Annotated in this window: 11 protein-coding genes; 6 read left to right on the top strand and 5 right to left on the bottom strand. The window is 68.2% G+C overall.

The features are described 5' to 3' along the window. Positions 1–6: 6 nt before the first annotated feature. Positions 7–1,377 carry a DNA polymerase IV gene (locus tag Q4F73_RS00700; RefSeq protein ID WP_303357422.1) on the top strand — a complete coding sequence of 457 codons (1,371 nt, stop codon included), beginning with the start codon at positions 7–9 and terminating at the stop codon, positions 1,375–1,377. Here the strand turns inward: Q4F73_RS00700 and Q4F73_RS00705 are convergent. Together Q4F73_RS00705 and Q4F73_RS00710 are read right to left on the bottom strand one after the other, a co-directional pair. Beyond that, positions 1,374–2,774, bottom strand: coding sequence for an HNH endonuclease signature motif containing protein (locus Q4F73_RS00705; RefSeq protein ID WP_303357423.1), 1,401 nt, complete (start codon positions 2,772–2,774; stop codon positions 1,374–1,376). The two genes, Q4F73_RS00700 and Q4F73_RS00705, sit on opposite strands and share 4 nt — an antisense overlap. Positions 2,775–2,870: 96 nt before the next feature. After that, positions 2,871–3,788 carry an asparaginase gene (locus Q4F73_RS00710; protein WP_303357424.1) on the bottom strand — a complete coding sequence of 306 codons (918 nt, stop codon included), beginning with the start codon at positions 3,786–3,788 and terminating at the stop codon, positions 2,871–2,873. 89 nt (positions 3,789–3,877) lie between these two features. On the opposite strand from Q4F73_RS00710, the gene Q4F73_RS00715 reads away from it, so the two are divergent. After that, entirely contained in the window at positions 3,878–4,456 is a 579-nt protein-coding gene (locus Q4F73_RS00715; protein WP_303357425.1) for a hypothetical protein, read from the top strand. On the opposite strand, the gene Q4F73_RS00720 is transcribed toward Q4F73_RS00715, so the two are convergent. Both Q4F73_RS00720 and Q4F73_RS00725 read right to left on the bottom strand, forming a co-directional pair. Next, complete coding sequence (locus Q4F73_RS00720; RefSeq protein ID WP_303357426.1) at positions 4,457–6,118, bottom strand: ABC-F family ATP-binding cassette domain-containing protein; 1,662 nt, start codon at positions 6,116–6,118, stop codon at positions 4,457–4,459. 8 nt (positions 6,119–6,126) lie between these two features. Further along, positions 6,127–7,059: a hypothetical protein gene (locus Q4F73_RS00725; protein WP_303357427.1), complete on the bottom strand. Its 933-nt coding sequence runs from the start codon at positions 7,057–7,059 to the stop codon at positions 6,127–6,129. 57 nt (positions 7,060–7,116) lie between these two features. On the opposite strand from Q4F73_RS00725, the gene lspA reads away from it, so the two are divergent. The 4 genes from lspA to Q4F73_RS00745 are packed head-to-tail and all read left to right on the top strand — an operon-like array spanning position 7,117 to position 9,621. Continuing rightward, positions 7,117–7,620, top strand: a complete 504-nt coding sequence (lspA, locus tag Q4F73_RS00730) for a signal peptidase II (RefSeq protein ID WP_303357428.1) — start codon at positions 7,117–7,119, stop codon at positions 7,618–7,620. Further along, positions 7,617–8,540 (top strand): RluA family pseudouridine synthase, encoded by a 924-nt coding sequence (locus Q4F73_RS00735; protein ID WP_303357429.1) that lies wholly within the window; start codon positions 7,617–7,619, stop codon positions 8,538–8,540. Before lspA ends, Q4F73_RS00735 begins: the two co-directional genes overlap by 4 nt. Further along, on the top strand, positions 8,537–9,082 hold the full coding sequence (locus Q4F73_RS00740) for a hypothetical protein (protein WP_303357430.1): 546 nt from the start codon (positions 8,537–8,539) through the stop codon (positions 9,080–9,082). The genes Q4F73_RS00735 and Q4F73_RS00740 overlap by 4 nt, the downstream gene beginning before the upstream one ends. Beyond that, positions 9,079–9,621, top strand: coding sequence for a GNAT family N-acetyltransferase (locus Q4F73_RS00745; RefSeq protein WP_303357431.1), 543 nt, complete (start codon positions 9,079–9,081; stop codon positions 9,619–9,621). Before Q4F73_RS00740 ends, Q4F73_RS00745 begins: the two co-directional genes overlap by 4 nt. On the opposite strand, the gene rarD is transcribed toward Q4F73_RS00745, so the two are convergent. Beyond that, positions 9,581–10,435 carry an EamA family transporter RarD gene (gene rarD, locus Q4F73_RS00750; protein ID WP_303357432.1) on the bottom strand — a complete coding sequence of 285 codons (855 nt, stop codon included), beginning with the start codon at positions 10,433–10,435 and terminating at the stop codon, positions 9,581–9,583. The genes Q4F73_RS00745 and rarD overlap by 41 nt on opposite strands. Positions 10,436–10,530: the final 95 nt, after the last annotated feature.

A 10,530-nucleotide genomic window follows, 5' to 3' on the forward strand; every position in this document is an offset into this window, starting at 1 on the left:
GTACCTATGCAACGCTGGGTTCTCCACATCGACATGGACGCGTTCTACGCCTCCGTCGAGCAGCTGACCCGGCCGACCCTCCGCGGCCGCCCCGTGCTGGTGGCGGGGGTGTCCGGCAGGGGAGTGGTGGCCGGTGCCAGCTACGAGGCCCGCAGATTCGGCGCCCGTTCCGCCATGCCCACGCACCAGGCCGCGCGCCTGGTCGGATTCTCCGCGGTGCTGGTCGCGCCGCGGAAGGCGGTGTACGCGGTGGCGTCGAGACGCGTCTTCGAGCTCATCTCCTCCCACGTCGGGCTGGTGGAGCAACTGTCCATCGACGAGGCCTTCATGGAACCCGAGGCCCTGGTCGGCGCCACCCCCGCCGAGGTCAGACAGTGGGCGGATGAGCTCCGCGCACTCATTCGGGAGGAGACGGGATTGCCGTCCTCCATCGGTGCCGGCACCGGCAAGCAGTACGCCAAGATCGGCTCCGGACGGGCGAAACCCGACGGTACCTTCGTCATTCCCGGCGACACGCAACTGGAGATCCTCCATCCCATGCCCGTCTCCGAGCTGTGGGGCGTCGGCCCGGTCACCCGCACCAAACTCTCCCAGATCGGAGTGGAGACGATCGGGGATCTGGCCGCCCTGACCCCGAAGGAGGTCGAGATCTCCCTCGGCGGCACCGTCGGCCCTGGTCTGTGGGCTTTGGCCAACGGTATCGACGAGCGCCCCGTCGAACCGCGCGCCGAGGCCAAGTCCATCTCCGCCGAGTACACCTACCCGCGCGATCTGACGACGCGCCCGGAGGTCGACGCCGCCATCACCCGCGCCGCCGAGGCCGCCCACCGGCGCCTGCTTATCGACGGCCGCGGCTCCCGCACCGTCACCGTCAAACTCAAGATGTCCGACTTCCGGATCGAGTCCCGCTCCGCCACCCTTCCCTATGCCACCGACAACTACGACACTTTGCTGGCCACCGCTTTCCGGCTGGTGCGCTACCCCGGCGAGGTGGGGGCGATCCGGTTGGTGGGTGTCGGTTTCACCGGACTGGAGACCGCGCAGCAGGATGTGCTCTTCCCGGAACTCGACCAGCAGGTGGTGGTGGCCAGCCCGGATGATGATTTCGAGACCGGGGTCAGCGATCACATCGTCGAACCTGTCGTGGAGGTGGAGGAGGAGGACACCGGCTGGCGGGCCACCCAGGATGTGTTCCACCCGGACCACGGGCACGGCTGGGTACAGGGCACCGGACACGGGATCGTGTCGGTACGTTTCGAGACGCGCGCTACCGGGCCGGGCAGGACCCGCACCTTCGCTGTGGACGATCCCGACCTCCGTCCGGCCGACCCCGTGGCCAGTCTGGCCTGGGACGAGTGGCTGGAAAAGCAGGACTAGAAGGGAGGAGGGTCCTCGTCCGGCGGTGCCCGGTGGTGTACGAGCACCGGATCATAGGGTGTCGGTGCGCCCCGAGGCTGGTTGGCCGCCTGGTAACGCTCGAACTCCTCGGCGGCGGCCTTGGCGGCGGCTCGCTTCCGGGCGGTGGCGGTGCGCTGCGCAAAGGTGCTCACCCACCGTCGCTGCCGCGGGGCCAGGGGGCCGGTGGCCAGGTCGACGGCGTAGGTACCGTCGGCGAAGTGCCAGTAGACGTCCCCGGTGACCGGATCCAGCAGATAGGTCACCTGCTGGTCCGTCTTTCGGTTGTGGTGGTGCCGACACAACATGACCATGTTGTCGGCCCGGGTGGGGCCGCCGTCCTCGTGGTTGATGCGGTGGTCAGCGTCGAGGTGGGTGGCCTGCGCGTTGCAGCCGGGCCAGCGGCAGATCCAGTCCCTACCGATGATGAAGGCGCGCTGGGGGAACGTCATGTCGTGAGGGCCCGTCTCCATGTCCTGGGCGGCATCCATGTCGAGGGTGCGGGTGACCATGTCCGCGAGCGTCGCCGCAGCCTCCTCGCTGAGGATGCCGGTGGTCGGGTGGTAGACGGGAGAGTCATCGACGTCGGAGGCGGTGTAGAGGAGAGTGTTGACGTTGATCGACGCCGGTTCCAGCACCTGCTGGACCAGTGCTGTCGCCTTGTCGACGCCCTTGGTGCTGGCGGCCTGGAAGATGGCGTCGGTCATCAGCACTCCCGTCGCCTCGTCGACCGTGAGGGAGAAGTTCATGCGGCCATCGTCGAGGGACTCGATGAACAGACTGGAGATCTTGGCTGCGTCATCCACCGGGGGCAGACTGCGCATGGTGGCTGCCGGGTCCTCACAGGGGACGGGGCCGTCCTCGGTCTCGGGAGCCGGGGCACCCCACGGAGAGGGGACCTGTGGGGCAGCCTTCGCGGTCACGCTGGCGATGGTGTCGGCGACGGTGTTGTTGATCGTGCGGGTCCCCGGCAGTAGTTGCTGGGGCCGCTTCGGGGTGAACAGCGCGATGAGATCCTCATCGAGGCACCGCCAGGTGAAATCATCCTGCTGCACCTCGACCGGTGCCTTGGTGATGGCCTTGTCGATGACCGACAGGTGGTAGAGATCGAGGAGGTAGGTCTCCCTGATGAGAGCCCGGAGGCGGGGCAGCTTGTCCAGGGTCTCCAGCGCGTGGAAGTTGCGGGAGATGATGGACTTCGCCATCCCGGTGTCCCGGTAGAGCATGGTGCACACGGTCGTCCAGTCCTCCTCCGAGGCGAGCTCGGTGACGGGCCGGAGGATGCGCCAATACTCGTATTCGGCGGCAATGCGCGCACGGCGGGCTTGTGAGTAGAGGCTGCCGGAATTGAGGACGGACCAGGATGCGGGCTGGGACATGGGGATCACCCCCCTTCGATCGTGTGTCGTTCATGCGTTCGAATGTCACGATAGACGGCACCCCGGACATGGGGGTGATCCTCGGGGGTAGGGCGCTTAAAGGAGCAGGTCAGACACGTGTCTACCGGACGCCAGGGCGACCACCATGGCCATGCGAGCCTGTCCGGCGCGGAGGTGTCCCGCACTGAGTGCGCCCGCCGAACCGAGCGTCGCACCACCCCCTGAGCCGCCGTAGGACAGGGAGACTTCACCTGCGGGGACCCGGGAGGTGATCACCACCGGGATGCCCGACTCCAGGGCGGCGGCCACGCCCGCGCCCATCTCCGGGCCGATGTTGCCGGACCCCAGGGCCTCGATGACGATGCCCTGGGCGCCGGCGGTGACGGCGGCGTCGATAAGCACGCGATCGGAGCCGGGCCAAGCGGCCAGGACCGGAACCTGAACGCCGTCCAACGGTGTGACCGGCAGTCCTGCGGGTCGGCGGGCCTCGCGGGGCACGGTGGAGATGAAGGCGTCGAGATCCGTGGTGTGTCGCTTGACCGCGCCGCGCGCCGGGATGGTCCACCCGCCGAAGGCGATGAGCACGCCCTGGCGGCGGGCGAGGGGATCGGCGGCCAGACGGAGGGCGTCGATGAGGTTGCCGGGGCCGTCGGACTCGCGGTGGTCGAAGGCACGCTGGGCTCCGGTGAGGACCACGGGGCGCTCATCGGTGTGGAAACAGTCCAGCGCGAAAGCGGTGTCCTCCATGGAATCCGTGCCGTGGGTGACCACGACGGCGTCGATATCCGGGTCCTCCAGCGCCCCGTGCACGGCCGCGATGAGGCCGTCGAGGTCCTTCAGCGTGATCGCGGAGGAGTCGAGGCGGGTCAACTCGGTGACGGTGACGTCGGCGGTGACGTGCTCGGCGACGGCGTCGAGCAGCTCCTGTCCGGTCACGGTGGGGCGCAGGGCTCCAGCGGAGTCGGTGGTGCAGGCGATGGTGCCGCCCGTGGTGAGCAACGCAATGCGGGTCATGCCCCCAGCCTGCCACAAGGAGTGTTGTCACATCTTCAACACGTGTACCATCAACGCAGACGCGCCCCAATCTACAGGAGAATTTTCCCGTGAAGCTGAGCAAGATGACCGCGATCACCGCCGCCCTCGGCACGGCTCTGACCCTCGCCGCCTGCGGCGACGACAACGGCAACGGTGACACCACGACCACCACGGAGACCACGGCCACGGAAACCACCGAGACCGCCGCCGCTCCGGCTCTGCCGACCGCCGACGAGCTCAACGCGATTCTCTCCCAGGCCACCGACCCCAACGTTCCGCTGGAGGAGAAGGTCAACACCGTGCAGGGCGGCGAGCAGGCGCCGGAGCTCTTCGACGTCATGGCCGCCTCCCAGGCCGAGTCCGGGGCTCAGTTCCAGGTGGTCAACCCGGTGCTGCCGGGCTACACCCCGGACTCGGTCCTGGCCTCCGTCAACTTCATCCTCCCGGACTCCGAGGCCCAGCCGGCCGAGAACGTCGAGTTCATCTACGAGGACGAGACCTGGAAGCTGTCCCAGTCGTGGGCCTGCACCCTCATCACCAACACCGTCGCCCCGGAGCAGGTGCCGCAGATGTGCCTGGACTACAACCCGGCCCCGGAGGAGGCTCCCGCTGAGGAGGCTCCGGTCGAAGAGGCCCCCGCGCAGTAATCAGTCATCCCGACGGCCGGGCAGGGACAGCACCCTGCCGCGGCCGTCGGTGCGTACCGCCCACCTGCGGCGGATCCACCGGTCATGCGTGGCCATGAGCACCGTGCCCGGGAACGACGCCAGCGCCACCTCCAGCTCCTCCGCGAGGGCGAGGGAGAGGTGGTTGGTGGGCTCGTCGAGAAGCAGGATGTCCGGCGGTGACGCCAGAATGATGCCCAGCGAGACACGACGGCGCTGACCGAGGGACAGCTCGCCGAGGGGGCGGGCGGCCGTCTCCTCGTTCATCAGTCCCATGTCGACCAGGGTGGGGGAGCCCGCGGGCACATGCGAGGCGAAGATCTGCTCGGCAGTGCGCTCCAGATCGATCCACTCGTCGTCCTGGCTGAGGCGGCCGATGACCACCTCCTCCGGGATCCGCATCTCACCCTCGGTGATCTGCCACTTGCCTTCCACCACCTTGAGGAAGGTCGACTTGCCCGCGCCGTTGGGCCCCTCGATGAGCCAGTGCTCGCCGGGGTTGATCTTGATGGTCAGCGGGCCGAGGCGATCGTTGACCCAGATGTCATTGGTCCACACCGCCGGCTCACCGAGCGATGCCGAGGTGTGCTCGGGGATGCCGTGGAACTTCAGGCGCGCGGGCGGTGCCGGCAGTTCATCGCGTTCCAGCGCCTCGAGGCGGTTGCGGGCCGAGCGCAGGCGGTTGCCCACCGTCTTGGCGGCGCGGTCGGCGTGGAATTTCTTCGCGATCCCCACCTCGGACTTCGATTCCTGACTGTGGAAGACATCCTCCGCCGTCTGCTCCGCCGCCTTCTCCAGCCGCACACGCTCGTGCTCCTGGGAGGTGTAGAGCTCCTCCCACCGGCGGCGGATGTCCTCGCGGGACTCGAGATAGTCGGTGAAGGAACCGGTGAACTGCGTGCCCTGGCGGGTGCCCTCACCGCCGCCACCTTCATGGCCCAGTCCGGGGTCGAGGTCGACGAGTGAATCAGCCGTCTGGTCCAGGAAGTAGCGGTCATGGCTGGCCACCAGCACCGGGCCCGAGAAGGTCGCGAGTTCCCGGATGAGGAAGTCCACGCCGTCGTCGTCGAGGTGGTTGGTGGGCTCGTCGAGCACCATGGCGTCGACCGGGCGCAGCAGGAGAGCGGCCAGCGCGAAGCGGCGACGCTGGCCACCGGACATGTCACCCAGCGTCGTCTCCAGGGGGACGTTGGCCAGGCCCAGACCGGCGAGCACCGTGGCGATGCGGGCATCGAGCTCCCACACACCCGCCTGCTCCGCGGTCGCCAGCGCCGCATCGAAGGCCTCGGCCCAGCGATCCGGGTCCTGCGCCATCTGCCCGGAGATCACCTCGATCTGCTTCTCGACGTCGCGCAGCTCCGTCACCGCAGCGTCGATCAGCGCCGACGCCGGGGAGGAGAAGGGCAGTTGCGTCTCCTGCTCGATGAAACCGGTCGTCGGGGGCCTGGTGATGTGCCCGACATCGGGCTCGAGATCGCCCGCGATGAGCTGCAGCAGGGTGGACTTTCCCGAGCCGTTCTCCCCGATGAGGCCCGTGACATGGTCGGAGGGCACGGCGAAGGTGATGTCGGTGAGGACCTGCCGGACGGAACCCGGGTACGTGAAGCTGACACCGTCGAGCTTGATGTGATGGGGAGAGGCCATGGTGGGTCCTAACTGAAGGCCAGCGAAGTCGTGGAATCCTGGACCACGCGGACGTCGGAGTCAGCGCCGCCGTAGACGACGCGGGTGGTGTACGAGACGCGCCCGTCGACAGGCAGGGGCTGGCCCAGGTCGACGGTGAGGGAGCCCTCGCTGGTGGTGTTGGAGTTGAGCACGTTGAGCGACTGGCCGTCCTCCATGGTCAGGGCGCCGAGGGAGGGACGCTGCTGGACGTCGACGTCGAGGGCGATGCGGTCACCGTCGATGGCGGTGATGGTGTACGTGGCGGTCTGCAGCAGCGTCGCGTCCCCGGTGACGCGGGTGTCCACCGACCAGGTGGCGCCCTCGCCGACGGCTTCCTCCGGGAAGATGACCGGCAGGCTGAGCACCGTCATGAGGGCCTGCTCGACCACGGCGCGGCCCTCGTCGGTGGCTGCGGTCGGGGCGGCCAGACGCACGGTGGACACCTGCCCGTCATCCTCCGCCCGCCACCCGAGGATGAAACCTTCGGCGGAACGGACGTCGTCGACCAGCTCCAGGTCATCGGGGGAGGGCTGGCCGACGGCGAACTCCACATCTCGGGTGGCGTCGCGCTCACCCTCGGCGGGATCCTCGGCGGCCGCCGTGCGGCCCTCCATCGGCAGGGTGAGGCGGGTGACGTCCCCACCCGCCGGAGCCTGAACGTCCACTGCGTCGGCCTGCATGAGCACCTGGTTGAAACCGTCTGCGACCTCGACTGACACGGACTGCTCACCGTCGGTGGAGTACTCCAGGACGCGATCGGCGGTGCCCACGGACTCGACGGTGATGCGCGCGGCATCGACCGGCAGACCGACGGCGGCTTCGGTCTGCGGACCGGTCTCCTCGCTGGTGCAGGCGGTGAGGGTCAGCGCCGTGGCGGTGGCCACGGCGGCGAGTGCGCGGGGGAAATGTCGGAACAACACCCCGTCAACGCTACCGCAGGCAGGTCACCGGGTGGACCGACAAGGCCGTGGTGGGGAATGATGGACCGCGTGAGTACGCGAGCAACAGCACCCGTCCAAAGACACGTCAGGGTCATGGCGGTGATCATCCTCGCGGTGGCGGCCGTGGATCAGGCCACGAAGGCCATCATGCTGGCGTGGCTCGAACCCGGTGTCCCGGTGCCGGTCATCGGCGACTGGTTCCGGTTCTTCCTGCTGTTCAACCCGGGTGCGGCGTTTTCCATGGGGGCCAATTCGACCTGGTTGTTCACCACCATTCAGCTGGCGTTCGTCGTCGGTATCGCCATCGCCGCGCCGCGGATCACAGAGCGGGGGCAGGCGGTGGGTCTGGCGCTCATCGCCGGTGGCGCGCTGGGCAATCTCATCGACCGTCTGTTCCGTGAGCCGGGCTTCTGGTTCGGACACGTCGTCGACTTCATCTCCGTCGGCGGTTTCGCGGTGTTCAACATCGCGGACTCGGCGATCACCATCGGTGTCGTCGTCTTCGTCGTGGCCATGTTCCTCGAGGAGCGTCGCACATGAGCCGGGAGACCCGCAACCTGCCCGTTCCCGAGGGCCTGGCCGGCATGCGTGTCGACGCCGCGCTGTCCAAACTCCTCGGCATCTCCCGCACCGTCGCCGCCGATCTGGCCGGCGACGGCGATGTGCTTGTCGACGGACAACCCGTGGGCAAGTCCGACCGCCTCCACGAGGGGTCCTGGCTGGAGGTGACCCTCCCGGCCGCCCCTGATCTGACTCCCAGGGAGGAACTGGTCGAGGGCATGGACATCCTCTACTCGGACAACGACATCATCGCGGTGCACAAGCCCGTCGGCGTGGCCGCCCATCCCACCGTCGGCTGGGAGGGCCCCACCGTGGTCGGGGGATTGGCCGCCGCCGGCTTCCGCATCTCCACCTCCGGTCCCCCCGAGCGCAAGGGCATCGTCCAGCGCCTCGATGTGGGTACCTCGGGTGTCATGGTGGTGGCCGCCTCCGAGCGGGCGTACACCGTGCTCAAGAACGCTTTCCGCGACCGCACGGTGTCCAAGGTCTACCATGCTCTCGTCCAGGGGCACCCGGATCCCTTCACCGGGACCATCGACGCCCCCATCGGGCGCCATCCCTCCGCCGGCTGGCGCTTCGCCGTCACCACCGACGGCAAGCCGGCCGTCACCCACTACGAGACGATCGAGGCTTTCCGCGAGGCCACCCTGCTGGAGGTGCGCCTGGAGACCGGCCGCACCCACCAGATCAGGGTGCACACCTCCGCCATCGGCCACCCCTGTGTCGGCGACCCCATGTACGGTTCCGATCCCGGCCTGGCTGAGCGTCTGGGGCTCATCCGGCAGTGGTTGCACGCCGTTCGCCTCGGATTCCACCACCCGGGCAGCGGCGAATGGATGGAGATCGAGGCGCCCTACCCGGATGATCTCGCCCATGCCCTCGAGGTGATCCGCGGATGATCCGCCGCAGCCTCGCCGCGCTGGCGATCGTGGGCCTGCTCGGCGTGCTGGTCATCGCATTCTTCGATGACGCCACGCACAAGCCCGTCGCGCCGCAGGGTGACATGCTGGGCACCGAGCTCGACGAGAGCTTCCAGGCGTATTCCGAGCGCGCCGAAACATCGCTTCTCGACGCCCCCGAGGACCAGCCCGTCTACGCCCTCGTGACCTTCACCACCGGGCTGTCTCCGGCCGCGTCCGGCGAAGTGCTGGAGAACGTGCACCGCGTCAACGCCATGATCGTCGCGATGGCGGCGCCCTTCCCGCTGCCCGAGCCGATCGCCGGTGAGGACCGCGGAGATGTGTTCCAGCGCGAGCTCGACCGGATCGGTGACTCACTCCAAGGTGTTCCGTCCCCGGAGCTTATCGACGCCGCCGTCATCCGCGACAACGGCGACGTTCTCCGGAGCCTGTCGGAGCATGAGGAGGTGGCGACGATCGAGGTGCTGCCCGCCGATGCCGCCTGGGGTCGCTTCGGGGTGCGCCCGGTGGAGGTGCCATGAGACTCGTGACTCCCACCGCTGACCTCCACGCCTCCTGGCTCGCGGCCCTCGAGGAGTGGGGCACGCTGGACCAGGATGGCGCGGCCACCCACCAGGCCCGCGGTCTCGATCTGCGCGATCCTTTCGACTTCGCGGCCTGGGTTGAGCGGCTCAACTCCGATGACGTGCCCGAGGGCCTGGTCGCCGACACCAACCTCTGGATGGTCGAGGACAACGAGTACCTCGGTGCGATCCAGCTGCGGCACTCCATCAACAGCCCTGCCCTGGCGGAACTGTTCGGCCACATCGGCTACGGGGTGCGGCCCTCGGCACGCGGCCGGGGCCTGGCGCGACAGGCCTTGCGCGAGGTTCTCACCGTGGCCCACGGTCTCGGGTTGCAGCGGGTGCTGTTGTGCTGCCGGGAGGACAACGGGGCGTCGATAAGCGTCATCCGGGCGTGCGGGGGAGTACTCGAACGCATCCGCCCGGTGGACGATTTCGCGCGTTCGCTCGGGGTGACTACACCGACCTGCCATTTCTGGATCGAGACCGCCGCATGAGGTCGGCCACGTAGATCGCCACCGCGATCCAGATGATGATGAACCCCAGCCAGCGTGCGGGGGAGAGGTACTCCTGGGTGACAAACAGCGCCCACAGCATCTGCATCGTCGGCGTGAGGTACTGGATCATGCCGATCGTGGACAGCGGCAGGCGTTTGGCGGCCATACCGAAGAACAGCAGCGGCAGGGTGGTGACCAGGCCGGAGGCCACGAGCAGTGCTGTGTGGGAGGGGCCTTCGGTGAGGAAGGTGCCGTCGATGGTGAGCAGGTAGATGACCGCCAGAGGGGCGATGACCAGGGTTTCGGCGGTGAGGGAGACCGTGGGGGAGACCTGCACGCGCTTTTTCACCAGACCGTAGAAACCGAAGGTGATCGCCATGCCGAGGGCCATGATGGGGGCCTGGCCGGATAAGAATGTCAGCTGCAGTACGCCGACCGCGGCGATGATGACCGCGACCGTCTGGAAACGATTGAGGCGCTCTCCCAGGAACACCACGCCGAGCAGCACCGACAGCAGCGGGTTGATGAAGTATCCCAGGGCCGCGTCGGCGACGTGGCCGGTGTTCACCGCCAGGACGTAGATGCCCCAGTTGCCCGAGATGAGCAGGCCGGCGGCCACGAGCAGCCCCCAGGTGCGTCGCGATGCCCGCCGCAACTGCCCCCAGCCCTTCACCACCGTGAGCAGGATCGACATGGTCACCGCCGTCCACACGATGCGGTGGGCGAGAATCTCCACCGCACCCGCCGGGAGCAGCAACGGGAAGAACGCCGGGAAGAGTCCCCACAGCAGGTAGGCGAGCAGGCCGAAGATCATGGCTGGATCCTACCCCCAAGGTGTGATCAAAGGCCGCCCTGGGTTCCCACGTAAGGACGCGGCCAACATTTCCGTCACCTGGGGAAACGTCGAAG

Origin of the sequence: Corynebacterium sp. (assembly GCF_030535495.1) — a bacterium.
Lineage (GTDB): Bacteria > Actinomycetota > Actinomycetes > Mycobacteriales > Mycobacteriaceae > Corynebacterium.

What these genes read in the sequence shown, in the direction of transcription:
- Q4F73_RS00735 (WP_303357429.1), top strand. Translation starts at nt 7,617, where the DNA reads ATGAGCCGGGAGACCCGCAACCTGCCCGTTCCCGAGGGCCTGGCCGGC.
- Q4F73_RS00705 (WP_303357423.1), bottom strand. Translation starts at nt 2,774, where the DNA reads ATGTCCCAGCCCGCATCCTGGTCCGTCCTCAATTCCGGCAGCCTCTAC.
- Q4F73_RS00700 (WP_303357422.1), top strand. Translation starts at nt 7, where the DNA reads ATGCAACGCTGGGTTCTCCACATCGACATGGACGCGTTCTACGCCTCC.
- Q4F73_RS00745 (WP_303357431.1), top strand. Translation starts at nt 9,079, where the DNA reads ATGAGACTCGTGACTCCCACCGCTGACCTCCACGCCTCCTGGCTCGCG.
- Q4F73_RS00710 (WP_303357424.1), bottom strand. Translation starts at nt 3,788, where the DNA reads ATGACCCGCATTGCGTTGCTCACCACGGGCGGCACCATCGCCTGCACC.
- Q4F73_RS00720 (WP_303357426.1), bottom strand. Translation starts at nt 6,118, where the DNA reads ATGGCCTCTCCCCATCACATCAAGCTCGACGGTGTCAGCTTCACGTAC.
- Q4F73_RS00740 (WP_303357430.1), top strand. Translation starts at nt 8,537, where the DNA reads ATGATCCGCCGCAGCCTCGCCGCGCTGGCGATCGTGGGCCTGCTCGGC.
- rarD (WP_303357432.1), bottom strand. Translation starts at nt 10,435, where the DNA reads ATGATCTTCGGCCTGCTCGCCTACCTGCTGTGGGGACTCTTCCCGGCG.
- lspA (WP_303357428.1), top strand. Translation starts at nt 7,117, where the DNA reads ATGATGGACCGCGTGAGTACGCGAGCAACAGCACCCGTCCAAAGACAC.